Raw genomic sequence first — 17,016 nt, 5'->3', positions numbered from 1 at the left:
CCGGTGGTGCGCGATCGAGGCCGTCCTCTTGATCTCGGGAAAGCTTGGCACTGTCCTGCGCTGCGGAGAACCTCTGCCCGTTGATCTTTGGGGCTTCTTCGGAGCCGTTCCGCACCGTGCGACTCGCGGCATGAACTTGTGTTGGCCGCACCTTCCAACGATTCATGATTTTCTGAATACAGATTCTGCTGTATTATCATGGTGTGGATACCCTGCTGTACCGCGATGCGCTGGCCCGCTTCGGGCACGCCTTGTCGGACCCGACTCGCACCCAGATCCTGTTGAGCCTGCGCCGGGCGCCGGCGTATCCGTCCGATCTGGCCGAGCAGATCGGGGTCTCTCGTCAGATTCTGTCGAATCACCTTGCGTGCCTGCGGGGTTGCGGGCTGGTGGTGGCGGTGCCGGAAGGGCGGCGCTCGCGATATGAGCTGGCCGACGCTCGGATCGGGCGGGCTCTCGATGATCTGACGGGGCTGGTGCTGGCCGTCGATCCGGCGTGCTGCCCGGACTCGGGCACCGAGGGGTGCTGCTGATGTCGCAGTCGCTGGGAATGCCGTCGCTGCCGGCGGTGGCGGTGGGGCCCGCGTCGCAGCGGCGGGCGCTGCTGACGCGTCGTATTCGCTGGTTCGTCGCCGCGACGATCACCTACAACGTCGTCGAGGCGATCGTCGCGCTGAGTGAAGGCACGCGAGTGTCGTCGACGGCGTTGATCGGGTTCGGGCTGGACTCGGTGATCGAGGTGTCTTCTGCTGCTGCGGTCGCGTGGCAGTTCGCCGGCCGTGACCCGGAGAGACGGGAGAGGGTCGCGCTGCGGGTCATCTCGTTCTCGTTCTTCGCCCTGGCTGCCTACGTCAGCGTCGACGCGATCAGCGGCTTACTCGGGGTGGGGGAGGCCCACCATTCACCGATCGGCATCACCCTTGCGGCGGTCAGCCTGGCGGTGATGCCGGTGCTGTCGTGGGCCCAGCGCCGCGCCGGGCGTGAACTCGGATCCGCTTCTGCGGTGGCCGATTCCAAGCAGACGCTGCTGTGCACCTACCTGTCGGCGGTGCTGTTGGTGGGGCTGCTGCTCAACAGCCTGTTCGGCTGGTCGTGGGCCGACCCGATCGCCGCACTCGTCATCGCCGGTATCGCGGTCAAGGAAGGCATCAACGCCTGGCGCGGCGACACCTGCTGCCCGTCACCGGCCGCGTTCACAACTAACCCCGGCGCTGCCGCGCACGACTGCGGATGCTGCGACTGACCCACCCCATATGACCGGCCGCAAGGTCATGGCTCCCAGTGTCGGCACCGAACAGCTTTGTCGGCGTGACTTGTCGGCCGAGAAGTCCGCCCACATCCCGCCCAGTGATGGACGCACCTGGAACGCGCGATCGGTTCCACCAGCCGCATCCCCGCTGCCGCACATGGTTGCATCGTTGGCTCGCCGGCCAGGGGCAGGGCGTTTCGAGGTACTTGTCCTGCGGGTTCACCGCCGCCCGTTCAGGTCGCGAGTACAACGGCGTTGCCGCCCAGTTGTTTTCCTCGGTACATGGCCGAATCCGAATTGCGCAGCATGACTTCCAGATCGCAATGGGGTGAGTCGGGTTCGGCGACGGCCACTCCGATGCTGGCCGTCACCGGAGCGCCGCTCCCTTCGATTGCCCGGCGCAGGCGCTCGGCCTCGGCTATGGCTGCGTGCTCGCCCAGGCGCACGGACACGACGAATTCTTCTCCGCCGCTGCGCGCCACCACCCCGCCAGGAGGGCATTCGGCGCGCAGGCAGGAGGCGATGCGAATGAGTACCTCGTCGCCGGCCGAATGACCGTAGGTGTCGTTGACCGTCTTGAATCGGTCGAGGTCGATGGACATCACGCAGACGGTCGTACGGTCGTGGGAGCCGAACCAGGACGAGACGTAGTAGTCGAGCCCGCGCCGGTTCAGCAGCCGGGTGAGCGGATCGGTCAGCGCGTCCATGCGCAGCACCCAGTAGCAGAAGTGCAGCGCGGGAAGCAGCCCTACAGTTACCGACGCCATGGTCAGCACGGCCGAAACGGCCAGGGCGATATCGCCATCGGCGTCCTCGACGGTCAGCCACGCCAGCATCAGCACCGACAGCAGTGACCACCCGGCATGCACGGCCAGTATTCGGGGGCCGTGGAACATGGTGAGGTAGCCGCCCGTGACGATCAACGTCATCAGCAGCAGTGATCCGTACAGCGCATTGCGATCGACCAGACAGCCGATGGTGATGAGCACGTCCGCGCCGGCCACCAGGGCGAGGGAGAGTCGCTCGCTCGGCCAGGGCGCAACCGACCAGTAAACCGTCCACAGCACCGCGGCGGTAATGGTGAATACGAGGACGAGGCGCCCCAAGCCCACAGGGCCGGCCTGGGACTGTCGATTCAGTATCGTGATCGCCGCCATGATCGCACCGCCCGCAGCGACGAAGCCCTTGATGGGTACCAAGGCGCCGCGCGATTCGAGAGTCCGGACGAGCCACCGATAGTCGAGCGGATCATGCCACCATTCGGACACTATCTCTTTAGCTGTCATGTCCGATTCGACTCCTGAGCCTTGGACACCGTCGTTCCGTTTCCGCGGCGTGTTACTGAACGGCAAATCTTAGACAGCGATCGCCTTCGCGCAAAGCGCTCTTCCGGGCGGACGGCTGAATCGGAAGCCGTGCCGGTACCCATGTCGTCGCCCGCAACGAGCATTCCGCAACTGCCCACACCTCCTCGAGGTGATCCAGGATCAGCGGATGCGGCGCGTGCCCCACCGCATCGGCCAGCAGCGCCAGCAGCGCGGCATGATGATGGTGTTTACCGATGTCGATCCCAACCCATGCCTGCTCCAACGCGGCCCCCTGGGTCGTCGCATAGCGTTGTTCCACCGACGACCTCGCCGGCAGATCCCTACGCACAGCGACTGTCGCCAATTTTCAATCAGCGGTCGAGTCGTCCTGAGAGGGTGCCGGAGGGACGATCAACGTCATCCATCCACGGCAGGTCCTCCGTAGCCACAAAGTCACACGGTGAGTGCCGCGCGGCCACACTCAACGTGGCAGAGCAGTTGACCGCCAGGCCGTCGGAGGTTTCTTGGGAGGTGGCCGGCTCGCAGTTTGTCGAGGTGGTGGGCATATGGCCATGGCGGTCAACGGCCTCCGAGTCGAGTGTGTGTCCAGGTGATCGTCCCGGTCAGCGAGACGACCACCGGTCGGGACGTGGGTCTGGCCGTTACGGTCCGGCAATGACCAGCGAACGGCACGCAGCTATCGCCCTGCTTCACAGGTATGCCGATGCGCTCGACCGGCGTGATTGGGCGGGTCTCGACAGCGTGTTCGCCCCCGATGTGAAGGCGAATTACGCTGGTGCCGAAATCGTCGACGGCCGGGAGAATCTCGTCAGGATGATTCGTGGATACCTCGACAAGTGCGGTCCCACACAGCATTTGATGGGGCACGAGCAAGCGGTTGTTGACGGCGGGCGTGCCACGATGTCGGCGAAGATGCGGGTCCACCATATCGGTGCGAATCGACCGGATCTCGTGTTCGAAGTGTTCGGTTGGTACCACGCCGAGGCCGCCTGCACATCGGACGGGTGGCGGATCGTCGGCTGGCGGCAAGAGGTCACCCACGAGGTCGGGACACACGAGGTGTTCGGACGCGTCTAGGCACACTCCGGACAGGTCAGGGCGTGACGCGGTCGAAGCGCAGGTGTAGTTCGCGAGGTGCGCCGACGCTGATGCCGACCGACCGGCGCACCTCGGTGCCGGGGGCGAGACGGAAGCCGGTGAGGCGGTTCAGGAGGCGGGTGATACCGATGTCGAGCTGCATGCGGGCGAAGTGGCGGCCGACGCAACGATGAATGCCGATGCCGAAAGGCCAAGTGCGGGTTGCGGTTACGGTCGAAGTCGAGTTGGTCGCGGTTGTCGAAGCGGTCGCTGTCGCGGTTGCCCGAACGCCAGTGCACCGCGACGCGGTCGGCGCAGATGGTGCGCCCGGCAGCCACACGCAGTCAACCCGTCCGGTACGTCGAGATCCGTGCCGATCGCCTGCCCCGACTAGCCTTCAGGATTCCGAGGGTCCGAAGCGAGCGCATGGTCGAGCTCGGACAGAAGCTTGGCCTTGGAGCGCGCGCCGACCAGGGTGAGGATCGGCCGACCGCCCCGGAAGAGGATGAGGGTCGGCGCCGACATGACCCGGTAGGTGGCTGTGACGGAAGGGTTTTCATCAGTGTCGACCTTGCAGATGGTGAGCATGTCAGTGCGCTCACGGGCAATGGTGGCCAGGACAGGTGCGACCATCCGGCACGGTGGGCACCATTCGGTCCCGAACTCGACCAGCACCGGTCGCGGGTGTTCGAGCACGTCGCGCTCGAAGGTCTCGTCGGTCACGACTTTCAGCTCGGAGCCAACATGCTTCGACAACATCACGATTCCTTCGCTTCGCTCGAATGCGATCCCAGTTCGACACCGGCACAGCATGAATCGGCTTGTCTCGCCTGCGCTGCCACGAGTTTGCCCATCAATGCCGCGCGCAAGGCGGTGAGCTGATCGATCAGGCCGTCGACTTCGACGAGCCGACGGCGGTATACGTCGATCGAGTCGGAACACGCGTCTCCCACGTCATGGCCTGCCCGCAAACACTCCACGAACGGCCGCGTGTCCTCCAAGCTGAACCCCACAGCCTGCAGTGTCAGAATTTCTTCGACCATCCGGGCATCGGCATCGCTGTACTCCCGGTATCCATTGGCTTCACGCCCCGCTGTGATCAACCCCTGCGATTCGTAGAACCGCAACGCGCGTGTCGTTGTCCCCGCCTGCTTCGCCAACTCGCCGATCCTCATGCCCCGACCGTAAACGTTGACCTCGACGTCAAGGCAAGCCCGAGCACCCCTCGAAGCGCTGGCCGGGCTGATTGATTTCGGGTCGTTGGTCTTCGTGGCACGGGCCGGGATCCGCAGGCGGCCTGCGGTATTCGGCGCTAACGGATCGGCAGCGCGGTGAAGATGGGGTCGTAGGCCCAGTTCAGCAGGCGCTCAGCGTCTTCCTTCGCGGCGCGGCCGCTGCCGGGTGAGCTGTGCAGGACCACACCGATCAGTGGTATTCCGGCCCGCACCGTCTCGAACAGCAGGCAGGCTCCCGCGGCGTCGGTGGACCCGGTTTTGATGCCGACGGTGCCGGGATACTCGCGCAGCAACAGATTCGTGGTCTGCCAGTGGTGCTCGCGATTGCCCGGGCCGGCGGGCAGGTGATAGCTCTCCGATCCGGCGATCTCGCGGAACACCGGCAGGCTCATCGCGCGCAGGCCGAGGGCCACCAGGTTCGCCGGTGTGGAGTAGGTGGAGTAGTCGTCGGGGGAGGGCAGTCCGCTCGGGTCGGCGAAATGTGTTTCCGCCAGGCCCATTCGACCCGCGGTGTCGTTCATTCTGGCGATGAAGCCGTCTTGGCCGGGCCCGTATGCCTCGGCCAGGGTATACGCGGCGTCGCAGCCCGACGGCAGCATCATCGCGTAGAGGGCCTGTCGCGTGGTGAACACTTCTCCGGGGACAAGGCCTGCGCTGCTTCCGTCCTGCCTGGCGCAATAGGACATGCTCTCCGGCGGCACGGTGACTGTCCGTTCGAGGTCGCCGGCATTGATCACGACCAAGGCCGTCATCACCTTCGCGATGCTTGCGATCGGGACCGGTGTGTTCGGCTCTCGCGACCACAGCATCGTGCCGGTGATTCCGTCCGCCAACTCGGCCCCCGGCGCCTGTATTCCGTCCGGCTCGGAACTCGGCCAGGGCAATAGGCCATTCGGGGCACTCGCGGCGGGAGCGGCCGCGACGCCATGGCTGACCGCCACAACCACCGCCCCCGCGACGGCAGCCTGCAACAATCTGGCAAATGTGGGCATGGCAGCATTCTGCCTTTCAATCCCTTTGATCTGAGGGATTTCATTGCCTGGATTGTCGCGAAGGTCGGGCTGTAGCTGACGCATGGCTATCAATGCTTCGTGGCCGCAATTCTCGCTTGTGCCTGCCCGATCGATGGTGCGAGCAGGGAGATTCGAGTCGGCGCCGATTGCGCATGTCCTGGTTCCGTGGATGCCGAGTTTTGCTGCCCCTGATGTCAATTCGTCGGCGAGGGGCATCAGATCGATTCGGCACCGGGTGAGCCGTGCAGCAGAACGAGTGGCGCTCTGGGGTATCGGTGCCGGCGGTGGCCACCCTGCGGCGGAATACTGCTGCTCAAACGGTCGGCCGCCGGGCTGTCAACTGCAGCCATCGGATTGGCGCGTCGAACTCGCCTGGCCCGTATCGTCGGCGTAATTCCGTGGTTGCGATCGTGGTTGCGGATTCGACGTCGAGGGTCGAGTGGCGTTCGATTTCGCCACGCAGCGGGGTTCCCTGGCAAAACGCCACCGCACCGGTCTCCGGCGTCGAGTGGCTGGAACCCTCGATGTACTCACCGGTGATTCGATCGAATCCGGCCGCCTCGAGTTCGCTGCGGATTTGGTCGATGTCGAAGTATCCGTAGGGCGTGCGGCGGAAGAACTCGAGCGGCTCGTCGGGTGCTGCCGCGCACAGTGCCCCGGTGATGGCCAGGGGTACGGCATTGTTCTCGATCCGGTCCCAGACGTTGAAGGCGAACATGCCACCCGGGCGCAGCACCCGGAGCGCCTCGGCGTATCCGCGTACTTTGTCGGGGAGGAACATGACACCGAATTGGCATGCCACCACGTCGAAAGAGCGGTCGGGGAACGGCAGGCTCTGGGCGTCCGCCACGAGCCAGCGCACCCGCTCGGAAACGGGTCGGGTGGCGGCCGCCGCCACCATGGGTTCGTTCAGATCGGTTGACACGATGTGGTGACCGCCCTGCCGGGCGAGTTCCCTGGTCAGCGCGCCGGTCCCGGCGGCCGTTTCGAGAACGTCGACAGCGTTCGCCTCGGCCACCGATTCCGCAAGTAGCCGAGCCGGTTCCGCGAAGATCATCGGGACCAGCAGCCTGTCGTAAATCTCGGGGATCGACCCGGTGAAGGACGCGTCCCCGCGCCCGGCCGTGGTCACGAACCCGGCCTCGGATCGCCACTCACGGCACGTGATGCTACCGCCGACAAGCGGATACGCGAGTCGGACGCGCGCAGGCGTCGCTCTGTGGAGCGGCCGCGAAGTTGTGCTGTAGCCGTGGCCCTGTTTCGGGCGACCGACGACTCGCCTTTGCCAGAGTTGTCGTGTGGTGAACCTCCGGCCGACCTAATACGTAAGAAGAGAGAAGAACGACGTATTCGACGCTTGCATCAGATGGACGAATCCCGCATCTGGTGCAATCGCCCTCGGCTGGTGTTCCGTAAGACCCCCGACCAACGGAACACCAGTACCGAGGCCGACGATCGCTATAGCCGTTGTGATGCGTAGTGGGGGCGCTGCCGCGCCGGAGAGGTCGACTATCGGCGCGCCGCATATCCGAGCATCCATAGACCGCCATTGACGTGGATGACCGCACCGGTGATGGCGGCTGAACGCGTCGAGCACAGGAAGGCGCACGCCCATGCCGGATCCTCGGGCGTCGGCTGTCGTCGGATGGGGATGGCCGGGAGGAAGTCTCAGTTCTTTCCGGGGTGAGCTCGGGGTGGGTCTGCACGTCGCGGGCGGTGTCGATGAATCCGGGAGAGACGTTGTTGACGGTGATGCCGTACCGGCCCGGCCCGGAGGCCAGGGACTTGGAAGGGTGCGCAGGCCGCCCTTGCCGACCGAGTGTGGCGAACCCGTCTCGCCTGCCCAGTGGGCTTGTCACATTTCAGCCGTGCGGGTGGTCATGGCGGTATGACTATCGCTCACACCTGGCCCGGATGGGTCGCGACCGGCTTCCTGTGGTTCCTTGCTCTCGAGTTCATGATGGGGGCGGTGACGAAATTCTGGCCCGGGCCGACGTTCTTCGGGCCCGCGTACTCGATCAAATTCGCGGAGTGGGGGTGGCCCGCCTGGTTCCGGTTCGTGGTCGGCGGGATCGAGGGGGTGTGTGCGCTCCTATTGGTGATCCCGTTCCACGAGGCTCGATTCCTCGGCGCCGCGGTGCTGATACTGGTGCTGACCGGCGCCGTGGTCACGCACATCATCAACCACCACGGGCCCAAGGAGAGTTTCGCGGCGCCGGTGCACCTGGCGATCATGGTGATCGTGGCCCTCGCGACATGGCCGACTCACTGGATGGACGTGCTTCGGCCCGGGCAGTGGGCGTAGCTGAATGTCGCGGTGGACGAGCGGGATTCGCCCACCGCGACATTCCCGTGTGCCGGCGTCTGGTCGAATCACGACGAAGTGGGCCAGAGTCATCCTCGAGTCCGGGTTCCAGCCTCAGGGTTGGGATTACCTGGGGCAGAGCAGGTTTCAGTCTGCGCGCGAGAAAACCGCCACCAGAAAGTCGGACTGGTCGGTGAACGGGCGCAGATCCCAAGTCGAGAGCTGCAAATCCACTGCGAGTCCGGCATTCTCGGCGTCGGCCAGGAACTGCGGGAACTCGTAGCCGCGGTCGGCTCCGAAACCTGTGACCACCCGGCCGCCCGGGGCGAGGTTGCGGGCGAAACCTGCCAGCACCGCCTCTCGGGTGGAGGGCGCCAGAAATGTCATCACGTTCCCCGCGCACACGATGACGTCGAAGTCGGCGGTGATGTTGCGGGCCGGCAGGTCCAGTTCGGCGAGATCACCGACAATCCAGGTCGGGCCGGGATGGTCGTGCTCTGCGGCAGCGATCAAGACCGGATCGACGTCGACGCCGACCACGACGTGACCCGCTTCGTGCAGGTAGCCACCCACACGCCCCGGACCGCACCCCGCGTCCAGGACCCGGCTACCGCGATCGAGCATCGCGTCGATCATCCGCGCCTCCCCGACGATATCCGCGCCCTCGGCCGCCAATCTCCGGAACCGCTCCACGTACCACGTCGAATGCGCAGGGTCGGCGGCGGTGAGTTCCTCCCACTGGCTAGGGGTACGTCCGCTCATGGATGGCTCCTCTTGGGTCGGGTCCGTGCCCGGTCCACTGTGCCACCGCCGCGCCGAGGCCAACCGGCCGGTCCCAGTTCCCGCTTCGAGCCAGGCTGTGCCTCCTCCATCGACCCGGGCGGTGTCGCCCGGTGTCAAGCGTTCACGGCCAGAGCGGCGAGGACCGCCGCGGTGTCGTGGTAGTAGGGCCTGAATGAGGTGATCAGACCGTCCTGGAAGCTGATCCATTGCAGCAGAGAGGTTTCCAGTACCCGCCCGGTGCGCCGCGCACGCAGCCGGCCTCGGCTGTAGGCGACGACCCGTTCCCCTTCGCTGAGGAACTGCTGCTCGTCGAACCACAGGCCGTCCCAGCTGTCTCCCATGGCGGTGAGGAATTCGCGTATGCCGTCGTGCCCGTGCCACTGCCCGCCGTAGGGCAGGCTCGATGCCTGATGCATCACGACATCCGGCGCCAGATACCGAGCCATCTCCTCGAACTCGGCCCCCTCGGTGAGGTAGGCGGCCTCGGCCGCATAGAAGGCCCGCAGGGTGGTCATCGCATCCGTTGTCATGCTCACGATGGTCACCGACGCTCACCGCGCATGCTGGCGAGAATCGGCCGCGGTGTCGCGATGCCTGTGAGTGAATTCGCGGCGTGGATACCGAATCCAGCGCCATAGCCGACGTCCGGGGCCGGTGGCGGGTCCGATCGGCGGTGGGCCCTACCCCGACCCGTTCGGCGGATCAGGTTCTGGGTTCTCCCATGGCGCGATCTGTCGAGGTGTCGTGATGTTCGCGTGGTTCAGGAAGTCTTGCTCGGCATCCATTCCCAGGTCGGCACGTATCAGTGCCCGCAAGGTCCGGTAGGGCCCGGTGGTTCGGATACCGGTGCGCCGTCAGTGATCCTGCGGGGTGGCTGAACCCATGAGCATGTCGCGGTGGGTGTCCACCTGCTCGCGCAGCGCCTCGACGAGGGCGGCGACTTCGGGCCGGCGCAGGGTTTCCGGGCGCGCGACGAGCCAATAGGTCAGGCGCACAGAGATTTCCGGCAGCACGCGAGCCAGGTCGGCGTGCCGGTCGGCCATGAAGCAGGGGAGCAGGCCCAGCCCGGCGGCGGCCCGGGTCGCCTCCACGTGCACGAAAACATTGGTGGAGGAGATGGATTCGCGCATCGCGGGCGCGAAGGTGGGGGCCAGGTCGAGGTCGTCGACCTGGAGCATGGAGTCGATGAAGTAGACCAGCGGGTAACGGGACAGGTCTTCGAGAGCCTCCGGAGCCGGGTGGTCGGCGAGATAGCCATGGGAGGCATAGAGCCCGAGCGTGTAGTCGCCCAGGGCGATGGCGCGGGCGCGGCGCAGCTGCGGTTTGCCCACCACCACTTCGATATCGAAGCCCGACCGCTGTAACGACGCCAGCCGGGTGGCGGTGACGATCTCGACCGACAGCCCGGGATGACGGCGCTGCATTCTCGCGATGGCGGGTGCGGCCACGTAGGCGCTGAACCCGTCGGTGGCCGACATGCGCACCACGCCTTCGAGTTCCGGGGTGTCGGAGGTCAGCGAGCGGACCGCGGATTCGATGGCCTCGGCCGCGGTGAGCGCCTCCCGGCCCAGATCGGTGAGCTCCCATCCGCTCGCACCACGAATCAGCACCCGGCCGCCGAGCGCCTGCTCCAGCGCCGCGATGCGCCGCGAGATGGTCGTGTGGTTGATGCCCAGTTCCTCCGCAGCCGAGACGTAGCGGCCGGTGCGGCCCACCGCGAGCAGCACCAGCAGATCGTCGGGGCTGAGACGGGTTGTGGTGGAGGTCACGCTCATTTCTGCATTCTTGCAGATTGTGGCTGCGGATCTGGTCATTGCGGGCACGCCGAATGTGCACGAATACTCCTTGGCATCGAAGTATGTGGGCCGCATCACAGATGAGGGGTGAAGCGGCCCGAGCGTGAAGGAGTTGCGCGATGAGCCTCCCGGATACCGAACCGGAAGCCCGCGGCGGCCTGGCCGGATTACGGCGCGTGGTCGCCGCGTCCATGGCGGGGACCGTGGTCGAGTGGTACGAATTCTTCCTCTACGGCACCGCGGCGACGCTGGTGTTCAACAAGGTGTTCTTCGCCAAGGGCACCAGTGACCTGGACGCCATCCTGGCGGCCTTCATCACCTACGCGGTCGGCTTCGCGGCACGGCCCTTGGGCGGCATCGTCTTCGGGCACTTCGGCGACAGGCACGGGCGCAAGAAGCTGTTGCAGCTGAGCCTGATCCTGGTCGGCGCGGCCACCTTCCTGATGGGCTGCCTGCCGACCTTCGGACAGGTCGGCTATCTGGCACCGGTGCTGCTGGTAGTGCTGCGGTTCATCCAGGGCTTCGCGGTCGGCGGTGAATGGGGCGGCGCGGTGCTGCTCGTCGCCGAGCACAGTCCGAGCCGCAGCCGCGCGTTCTGGGCGTCGTGGCCGCAGGCGGCGGTGCCGGTGGGCAATATGCTCGCCACCATCGTGCTGCTCGTGCTGACCTCGACACTGTCGGACGCGGCGTTCCTGTCCTGGGGCTGGCGGGTGGCCTTCTGGCTGTCGGCGGTGGTGGTGCTGATCGGCTACTACGTGCGCACCAAGATCACCGACGCGCCGATCTTCGTGGCCGCGCAACAACTGGCCGAGCAGGAGAAGGCGAACTCCTTCAGCGCGCTCGAGGTGCTGAAGCGGTATCCGCGAGGTGTGTTCACCGCCATGGGACTTCGGTTCGGCGAGAACGTCTTCTACTATCTCGTGGTCACTTTCAGCATCACGTATCTGAAAGTCCATGTGGGAGCGAACACCAAGGTGATCCTGTGGTGGCTGCTCGCGGCGCACACCGTGCACTTCCTGGTCATCCCGCTGGTCGGGCGGCTCAGCGATCGCATCGGACGGCGGCCGGTCTACCTGGTCGGTGCGCTCGCCGCAGCGACCTGGGGCTTCTTCGCCTTCCCGATGATGGACAGCAAGCACAACGCGGTCATCCTGTTCGCGGTGATCATCGGCCTGGTGTTCCACGCGTTCATGTACTCCGCGCAGCCGGCGATCATGGCCGAGATGTTCCCCACCCGCATGCGGTATTCCGGTGTGTCCCTGGGCTATCAGGTGACCTCACTGGTGGCGGGGTCGCTCGCGCCCATCATCGCGGTGCGGCTGCTGGAGACCTACAAATCCTCGGTGCCGATCGCCTGGTACCTGGCGGCCTCGGCGGCGGTGACCGTGGTGGCGGTGCTCTTCGCCCGCGAGACCAAGGGCACGGACCTGGCTGCGATCGACCGGGCCGATGCGGAAAGCCTCGCAGCCCAGCGCAATTCGACGCACGATAGTGCAGAGGTGAAGGTGGCATGACCGAGACGACCGGACCCCTGGGCGAACTGGCGGGACGCAGGGCGCTGGTGACGGGCGGGGCGAGCGGGATCGGCGCGGCCTGCGCTCGCGAGCTTTCCGCCCGCGGCGCGGAGGTGACCGTCGCCGATATCGACGGCGAAGGCGCGGAGAAGGTGGCCGCCGAATTCGGCGGGCGGACATGGCAGGTGGATCTGTCGGATGTGACCGCGCTGGAGGACCTCCGGCTGGAGACCGACATCCTGGTGAACAATGCCGGAGTCCAGACCGTCAGCCCGATCACCGACTTCCCGCCGGAACGGTTCCGCATGATGCTGCGGCTCATGGTCGAGGCCCCGTTCCTGCTCACCCGCGCGGCCCTGCCGCACATGTACGCCCAGGGGTACGGCCGGATCATCAATCTCTCGTCGGTGCACGGGCTGCGGGCCTCGGCGTTCAAATCGGCCTATGTGACCGCCAAGCACGCGCTGGAAGGGCTGTCGAAGGTGACGGCCCTCGAGGGCGGGCCGCACGGGGTGACCAGCAACTGCGTGAATCCCGGCTACGTGCGAACCCCGCTGGTGGACAAGCAGATCGCCGATCAGGCTGCGGCGCACGGCATCCCCGAGCAGCAGGTGGTGGAGCGGATCATGCTGACCGACAACGCGATCAAGCGGCTGGTGGAGCCGGAGGAGGTGGCCTCGCTGGTCGGCTGGCTCGCATCGGATGCGGCGCGGATGGTGACCGGGGCCTCCTACACCATGGACGGCGGGTGGAGCGCCCGATGACCGAGATCGCGGAGGTCGCGGCGGTGCCGCAGTGGGTGCCCGCGGAGCGCGATGTGGCGGCGGCGCGGATCACCGACTTCGGTCGATTCGTCGAGCGGCGCTATGGGATTCATACCGAGGACTACGCGGAGCTGTGGCGCTGGTCGGTGGACGACATCGCCGGATTCTGGCGTGCGGTGTGGGAGTACTTCGAGGTCGGCGAGGAGCCCGGCGAGGTTCTCGCTTCCAGTGACATGCCGGGGGCGCGGTGGTTCCCCGGCGCCAGGGTCAACTACGTCGACCAGATCGTCCGGCACGCCCGCACCGACCGGCCCGCGATGGTCGCGCTCGGCGAGGACAGCCCGCCGCGGGAATTCTCCTGGGCGGAAATGCTCTCCCGCACAGCGGTTCTGGCTCGCTCACTGCGCGAACTGGGTGTCGGTCGCGGCGACCGGGTGGCGGGCTACCTGCCGAACATTCCCGAAGCCGTGATCGCCTTCCTGGCCACCGCGAGTATCGGCGCCGTCTGGAGCGCCTGCGGACAGGACTACACGGCCGGGGCGGCGCTCGACCGCCTCGGCCAGCTCGAGCCGGTCGTGCTCATCGCCGCCGATGGCTACCGCTACGGCGGCAAGGCGCACGACAAGATCGCCGAAATAGCCGCTCTCCGGGCCGGTTTGCCCGCATTGCGGGGGACCGTGCTGGTGTCGCGGCTCGGCCGAACGCTGCCCGACGTCCTGGACTGGAACGACGCCACCGAGGATCTGTTCGCGCCGCAACCGCCCGCGCTCGCCGCCGAGCCCGTCGATTTCGAGCATCCACTCTGGGTGCTCTACTCCTCCGGCACCACCGGCAAGCCCAAGGGCATCGTGCACGGCCACGGCGGCGTGCTGCTCGAGCATCTGAAAGCCGTCGCCCTGCACTCCGATATCGGGCCGGAGGACACCTTCTTCTGGTACACCAGCCCCAGCTGGATGATGTGGAACTTCCAGGTCTCCGGGCTGCTGGCCGGCGCGACCATCGTCTGTTACGACGGCAGTCCGGGCCATCCCGCGCCGGATGCGCTGTGGGCGTTGGCCGCTCGCACCCGCGCCACGGTCCTGGGTACCAGCCCCGGGTACGTGCTGGCCTGCGAGAAGGCGGGCGTCCGCCCGGCGCTCGCCCATGATCTGCGTGCGCTGCGGCAGATCGGCGTCACCGGAGCGGCCTTCCCGGCGTCCTCGTCGATGTGGTTGCGCGACAATGTCGGTGATATCGAGGTCTCCTCGATCAGCGGCGGCACCGATGTGGTCTCGGCCTTCATGGGCGGCACCCCGACCGTCCCTGTCTGGCCCGGCGAGCTCTCCGCCCCGTATCTCGGTGTGGCCCTGGAAGCCTGGGACGAATCCGGTCACCCCGTCCACGATGTGGTGGGCGAGCTGATCGTCACTCAGCCGATGCCCTCCATGCCCGTCGCGTTCTGGAACGACCCCGACGGCGCCCGCTACCGCGACGCCTATTTCGATATGTACCCCGGCGTCTGGCGGCACGGCGACTGGATCACCCGCACACCGCACGGCAGCGTCATCGTGCACGGGCGGTCCGATTCCACCCTGAACCGCAACGGTATTCGCATGGGCAGCGCCGACATCTACGAGGTCGTCGAGGCGTTGCCGGAGATCGCCGAATCCCTGGTGCTGGGCATCGAACAGCCCGACGGCGGCTATTGGATGCCCCTGTTCGTGGTGCTCGCCGCGGGGCGCGAGCTCACCGATGAGCTGCGGCATCGAATCGCTGCCACCATCCGGACCGCGCTGTCGCCCCGGCACGTCCCCGACGTGATCATCGCCGCCCCCGGTATCCCGCACACCCGCACCGGCAAGAAACTCGAAGTTCCGCTCAAGCGCCTGCTACAGGGCGCAGACCCCGGCCGCGTCGTCGACCCCGCCGCGGTCGACGACCCCGGCCTGCTGTCCTGGTATCTCGGCCAAGCGCCGGCCTAGCCCGTCACGCACCGCCGGCCGCCGTCGAGTCGTCAGCACCCACACCACGAGGGCCGACAGCGAATAGGTCGCTCCCGCAGCGCAGGATGCCTGCCAGCCCCACCGGTGGTAGGCCCAGGCGGTCGTCACCGCTCCGAGCGCGGATCCCAGCGAGTAGCAGGCCATGTACGCGCCGATGACACTGCTCGCCCGGGCCGGGTGGGCGGTCGTCAGCAGATGCTGGTGCTGACATGCACCGCTTGAACGGCGAAGTCCAGCAGCACGATTCCCACGACGAGCAGCCACAGCGCGGTGCCGGTCTGGGCGATGAGCAACCAGGACGCCGTGAGCAGGGCAAGCGACCAGCCCGTGATCGCCTGTACTCGACCGGAATCGGCCCACCGGCCCGCTCGGGCTGCCCCGAGTGCCCCGGCCAGGCCGGCCAGCCCGAACAGGCCGATCCGGGTCGTATCCAGGTTCCAGGGATCCGCGCCGAGCGGAAGCGCCAGTCCGCTCCACAGGGTTCCGAAGGACGCGAACAGGAAGAAGGCGATCAGTCCCCGGCTCAGGAACAACCGATCCGTGGACACGAGGTGATGGTGGCCGCGCCGGTCGAGACGTACACCGTCACCGTGGAACCGACGGCCTTCACCGTGCCCACGGCCGGGTCCGGTGCCACCACAGTCCCTTTCGCACGTTTGTCCTCGCACTCGGCCCGCTGCGCAACGAAGCCGATGCCCCACGGAGTGAATATCGCGCCACGCGCCCACACCGAAACGTCCAGCGTGTCGGGTGCGGGCCGGCGGCCCGCGACGACCGGGCAGATCTGCGGGTATCCGGCGCTCGGTACCGGGTGAACCCGGCATTCCGGTCACGCGAAACGCCGTTGGGGACGCGCGGGCGGCAATGACCTTGTAGTCTTTCACAATTCGGCCGCCACCCTTGGCTACTGTCGGGTGAGCCGTGCATCTGTCGATCAACAGAGAAGGGGATTGTCGGACGTGGACGTGGGAGCAGTGGCGGCGGCCGCGCAGTCGGGTCGCAGCAGCGAAGCCATCGTCGCCGACACCGAGAAGCAAGCAATCGATCTGCTGACCAATATCGGTCGCTACTACCAGGCCATGTACAACCTCGGTGACATCCGTTCGCCCGGAGCCGAATTGCGTGCGGCCTGCTCGAAGCTGCTCACGGTCGCGAATTGGCTGGACACCGCGCGCGACGAGCAGCTGACGGACGTGCAGGAGCCCGCCGAGTCGGCCGGGCCGTCGCAGGGACGCTCGCTGCCCCGGGTGGTGGCGGATTTCCTCGCCGAACACCCCGAACAGACCTGGACCCCGGCGGAGGTGATCGCCGCGCTCCAGAGTCGCGGTGTGGAGCTGCCGATCAGCGCCCGCCACCACGTCGCTGTCGCGCTGGGGCGAATGGCGCAGCGCGACAACAGCAATGTCCGCAAACTCGATCGCGGGAAGTACCAGTACGCGGCGGACTCCGCGTAGTCCGGCGGCCGCTGCCCGCCCCACCGTGCGGCGGGCGCCGCAGCAACCAGACTGAATCTTCGTCGTTTCACGCATGATCAACGCGTGAAAGAAAAGAATTTGGTGTACTGCCGGATCGAACGTGCCGGCACGATCCTGCTGATCCGCAGGGCCGCCGGGGTTTTCCTGGCCGGGCGGTGGGAGTTGCCGGGCGGCGGCGTCGAGCCGGGGGAGCGACCCGAACAAGCCGCGGTACGCGAGGTCGCGGAGGAGACGGGCCTGACCATCGAGGTCCTCGGTGAGCGCTCGGCGCACGAGTGGATGGATGTGGCCGGCCGCCCGCTGCGGATTCACGCACGCGTCTTCGATGTGCGCGAGAACGGCAGTGGCGCGGTGATTCTCAGCCCGGACGAACACGACGACCATGCCTGGGTCACGCCGGAGCAGGCCGCGGAGCTCGATCTTGCCGAGCACTTCCGCGACGCAGTGAACGAATGAAGCGATAGGAGACGGTTGAGCCGCTGTGGGATGCCGGAT

22 protein-coding genes are annotated in these 17,016 nt (G+C 66.7%); 9 read left to right on the top strand and 13 right to left on the bottom strand.

The window, feature by feature from the left end:
- Positions 1 to 203 precede the first annotated feature (203 nt).
- Positions 204 to 533 (top strand): ArsR/SmtB family transcription factor, encoded by a 330-nt coding sequence (locus tag ACQP1O_RS28545; protein ID WP_433561527.1) that lies wholly within the window; start codon positions 204 to 206, stop codon positions 531 to 533.
- Positions 533 to 1,243, top strand: coding sequence for a cation transporter (locus ACQP1O_RS28540; RefSeq protein ID WP_433561526.1), 711 nt, complete (start codon positions 533 to 535; stop codon positions 1,241 to 1,243). The genes ACQP1O_RS28545 and ACQP1O_RS28540 overlap by 1 nt, the downstream gene beginning before the upstream one ends.
- A gap of 239 nt (positions 1,244 to 1,482) precedes the next feature.
- Here the strand turns inward: ACQP1O_RS28540 and ACQP1O_RS28535 are convergent, their stop codons facing one another.
- Together ACQP1O_RS28535 and ACQP1O_RS28530 are read right to left on the bottom strand one after the other, a co-directional pair.
- Positions 1,483 to 2,535 carry a diguanylate cyclase gene (locus ACQP1O_RS28535; RefSeq protein WP_433561525.1) on the bottom strand — a complete coding sequence of 351 codons (1,053 nt, stop codon included), beginning with the start codon at positions 2,533 to 2,535 and terminating at the stop codon, positions 1,483 to 1,485.
- Between the two features lie 52 nt (positions 2,536 to 2,587).
- Positions 2,588 to 2,875, bottom strand: coding sequence for a hypothetical protein (locus ACQP1O_RS28530; RefSeq protein WP_433561524.1), 288 nt, complete (start codon positions 2,873 to 2,875; stop codon positions 2,588 to 2,590).
- A gap of 356 nt (positions 2,876 to 3,231) precedes the next feature.
- Here ACQP1O_RS28530 and ACQP1O_RS28525 point away from each other — a divergent pair, with 356 nt between their 5' ends.
- Complete coding sequence (locus ACQP1O_RS28525) at positions 3,232 to 3,654, top strand: nuclear transport factor 2 family protein (protein ID WP_433561523.1); 423 nt, start codon at positions 3,232 to 3,234, stop codon at positions 3,652 to 3,654.
- 16 nt (positions 3,655 to 3,670) lie between these two features.
- On the opposite strand, the gene ACQP1O_RS28520 is transcribed toward ACQP1O_RS28525, so the two are convergent.
- From ACQP1O_RS28520 to ACQP1O_RS28495, 6 genes are all read right to left on the bottom strand, one after another.
- Positions 3,671 to 3,994 carry a cytochrome P450 gene (locus ACQP1O_RS28520; RefSeq protein ID WP_433561522.1) on the bottom strand — a complete coding sequence of 108 codons (324 nt, stop codon included), beginning with the start codon at positions 3,992 to 3,994 and terminating at the stop codon, positions 3,671 to 3,673.
- A 50-nt stretch (positions 3,995 to 4,044) separates the two neighbouring features.
- Entirely contained in the window at positions 4,045 to 4,413 is a 369-nt protein-coding gene (locus ACQP1O_RS28515) for a thioredoxin family protein (RefSeq protein ID WP_433567825.1), read from the bottom strand.
- Positions 4,413 to 4,829: a MerR family transcriptional regulator gene (locus tag ACQP1O_RS28510; RefSeq protein ID WP_433561521.1), complete on the bottom strand. Its 417-nt coding sequence runs from the start codon at positions 4,827 to 4,829 to the stop codon at positions 4,413 to 4,415. The genes ACQP1O_RS28515 and ACQP1O_RS28510 overlap by 1 nt, the downstream gene beginning before the upstream one ends.
- 137 nt (positions 4,830 to 4,966) lie before the next feature.
- On the bottom strand, positions 4,967 to 6,118 hold the full coding sequence (locus tag ACQP1O_RS28505) for a D-alanyl-D-alanine carboxypeptidase family protein (protein WP_433561520.1): 1,152 nt from the start codon (positions 6,116 to 6,118) through the stop codon (positions 4,967 to 4,969).
- Between the two features lie 97 nt (positions 6,119 to 6,215).
- Entirely contained in the window at positions 6,216 to 7,034 is an 819-nt protein-coding gene (locus ACQP1O_RS28500; protein WP_433561519.1) for a class I SAM-dependent methyltransferase, read from the bottom strand.
- 377 nt (positions 7,035 to 7,411) lie between these two features.
- Positions 7,412 to 7,549 carry an SDR family oxidoreductase gene (locus ACQP1O_RS28495; protein WP_433567824.1) on the bottom strand — a complete coding sequence of 46 codons (138 nt, stop codon included), beginning with the start codon at positions 7,547 to 7,549 and terminating at the stop codon, positions 7,412 to 7,414.
- A gap of 241 nt (positions 7,550 to 7,790) precedes the next feature.
- Between ACQP1O_RS28495 and ACQP1O_RS28490 the strand changes: the two genes are divergently transcribed.
- Positions 7,791 to 8,207, top strand: coding sequence for a DoxX family protein (locus ACQP1O_RS28490; RefSeq protein WP_433561518.1), 417 nt, complete (start codon positions 7,791 to 7,793; stop codon positions 8,205 to 8,207).
- A gap of 147 nt (positions 8,208 to 8,354) precedes the next feature.
- On the opposite strand, the gene ACQP1O_RS28485 is transcribed toward ACQP1O_RS28490, so the two are convergent.
- The 3 genes from ACQP1O_RS28485 to ACQP1O_RS28475 all read right to left on the bottom strand — a co-directional run bounded on the left by ACQP1O_RS28485 (position 8,355) and on the right by ACQP1O_RS28475 (position 10,765).
- Complete coding sequence (locus ACQP1O_RS28485) at positions 8,355 to 8,969, bottom strand: class I SAM-dependent methyltransferase (RefSeq protein WP_433561517.1); 615 nt, start codon at positions 8,967 to 8,969, stop codon at positions 8,355 to 8,357.
- A gap of 134 nt (positions 8,970 to 9,103) precedes the next feature.
- Positions 9,104 to 9,520, bottom strand: a complete 417-nt coding sequence (locus ACQP1O_RS28480; protein WP_433561516.1) for a nuclear transport factor 2 family protein — start codon at positions 9,518 to 9,520, stop codon at positions 9,104 to 9,106.
- A 324-nt stretch (positions 9,521 to 9,844) separates the two neighbouring features.
- Positions 9,845 to 10,765, bottom strand: a complete 921-nt coding sequence (locus ACQP1O_RS28475) for a LysR family transcriptional regulator (protein ID WP_433561515.1) — start codon at positions 10,763 to 10,765, stop codon at positions 9,845 to 9,847.
- 140 nt (positions 10,766 to 10,905) lie between these two features.
- Between ACQP1O_RS28475 and ACQP1O_RS28470 the strand changes: the two genes are divergently transcribed.
- From ACQP1O_RS28470 to ACQP1O_RS28460, 3 genes are read left to right on the top strand one after another with little or no spacing between them, the layout of a single operon-like run.
- Complete coding sequence (locus ACQP1O_RS28470; RefSeq protein ID WP_433561514.1) at positions 10,906 to 12,300, top strand: MFS transporter; 1,395 nt, start codon at positions 10,906 to 10,908, stop codon at positions 12,298 to 12,300.
- 17 nt (positions 12,301 to 12,317) lie between these two features.
- On the top strand, positions 12,318 to 13,064 hold the full coding sequence (locus ACQP1O_RS28465; RefSeq protein WP_433567823.1) for a 3-hydroxybutyrate dehydrogenase: 747 nt from the start codon (positions 12,318 to 12,320) through the stop codon (positions 13,062 to 13,064).
- Positions 13,061 to 15,025 (top strand): acetoacetate--CoA ligase, encoded by a 1,965-nt coding sequence (locus ACQP1O_RS28460; RefSeq protein WP_433561513.1) that lies wholly within the window; start codon positions 13,061 to 13,063, stop codon positions 15,023 to 15,025. The genes ACQP1O_RS28465 and ACQP1O_RS28460 overlap by 4 nt, the downstream gene beginning before the upstream one ends.
- Positions 15,026 to 15,234: 209 nt before the next feature.
- Here the strand turns inward: ACQP1O_RS28460 and ACQP1O_RS28455 are convergent, their stop codons facing one another.
- Positions 15,235 to 15,594, bottom strand: a complete 360-nt coding sequence (locus ACQP1O_RS28455; protein ID WP_433561512.1) for a hypothetical protein — start codon at positions 15,592 to 15,594, stop codon at positions 15,235 to 15,237.
- On the bottom strand, positions 15,570 to 15,683 hold the full coding sequence (locus tag ACQP1O_RS28450) for a hypothetical protein (RefSeq protein ID WP_433561511.1): 114 nt from the start codon (positions 15,681 to 15,683) through the stop codon (positions 15,570 to 15,572). The genes ACQP1O_RS28455 and ACQP1O_RS28450 overlap by 25 nt, the downstream gene beginning before the upstream one ends.
- A gap of 322 nt (positions 15,684 to 16,005) precedes the next feature.
- Between ACQP1O_RS28450 and ACQP1O_RS28445 the strand changes: the two genes are divergently transcribed.
- Both ACQP1O_RS28445 and ACQP1O_RS28440 read left to right on the top strand, forming a co-directional pair.
- Entirely contained in the window at positions 16,006 to 16,500 is a 495-nt protein-coding gene (locus tag ACQP1O_RS28445; protein WP_433561510.1) for a hypothetical protein, read from the top strand.
- Between the two features lie 84 nt (positions 16,501 to 16,584).
- On the top strand, positions 16,585 to 16,977 hold the full coding sequence (locus ACQP1O_RS28440) for an NUDIX domain-containing protein (protein WP_433561509.1): 393 nt from the start codon (positions 16,585 to 16,587) through the stop codon (positions 16,975 to 16,977).
- Positions 16,978 to 17,016 lie beyond the last annotated feature (39 nt).

Source organism: Nocardia sp. CA-151230 (assembly GCF_050942175.1).
Classification (GTDB): Bacteria; Actinomycetota; Actinomycetes; order Mycobacteriales; family Mycobacteriaceae; genus Nocardia.
Note: the sequence above shows the minus strand (reverse complement) of the source record. Positions and strands in the feature narration are given on the sequence as shown.

Excerpts from the sequence above, each read along its gene's own strand:
- ACQP1O_RS28540 (WP_433561526.1), top strand. The coding sequence starts at position 533 with ATGTCGCAGTCGCTGGGAATGCCGTCGCTGCCGGCGGTGGCGGTGGGG.
- ACQP1O_RS28535 (WP_433561525.1), bottom strand. The coding sequence starts at position 2,535 with ATGACAGCTAAAGAGATAGTGTCCGAATGGTGGCATGATCCGCTCGAC.
- ACQP1O_RS28525 (WP_433561523.1), top strand. The coding sequence starts at position 3,232 with ATGACCAGCGAACGGCACGCAGCTATCGCCCTGCTTCACAGGTATGCC.
- ACQP1O_RS28515 (WP_433567825.1), bottom strand. The coding sequence starts at position 4,413 with ATGTTGTCGAAGCATGTTGGCTCCGAGCTGAAAGTCGTGACCGACGAG.
- ACQP1O_RS28510 (WP_433561521.1), bottom strand. The coding sequence starts at position 4,829 with ATGAGGATCGGCGAGTTGGCGAAGCAGGCGGGGACAACGACACGCGCG.
- ACQP1O_RS28505 (WP_433561520.1), bottom strand. The coding sequence starts at position 6,118 with ATGCCCCTCGCCGACGAATTGACATCAGGGGCAGCAAAACTCGGCATC.
- ACQP1O_RS28490 (WP_433561518.1), top strand. The coding sequence starts at position 7,791 with ATGACTATCGCTCACACCTGGCCCGGATGGGTCGCGACCGGCTTCCTG.
- ACQP1O_RS28485 (WP_433561517.1), bottom strand. The coding sequence starts at position 8,969 with ATGAGCGGACGTACCCCTAGCCAGTGGGAGGAACTCACCGCCGCCGAC.
- ACQP1O_RS28480 (WP_433561516.1), bottom strand. The coding sequence starts at position 9,520 with ATGACAACGGATGCGATGACCACCCTGCGGGCCTTCTATGCGGCCGAG.
- ACQP1O_RS28475 (WP_433561515.1), bottom strand. The coding sequence starts at position 10,765 with ATGAGCGTGACCTCCACCACAACCCGTCTCAGCCCCGACGATCTGCTG.
- ACQP1O_RS28470 (WP_433561514.1), top strand. The coding sequence starts at position 10,906 with ATGAGCCTCCCGGATACCGAACCGGAAGCCCGCGGCGGCCTGGCCGGA.
- ACQP1O_RS28460 (WP_433561513.1), top strand. The coding sequence starts at position 13,061 with ATGACCGAGATCGCGGAGGTCGCGGCGGTGCCGCAGTGGGTGCCCGCG.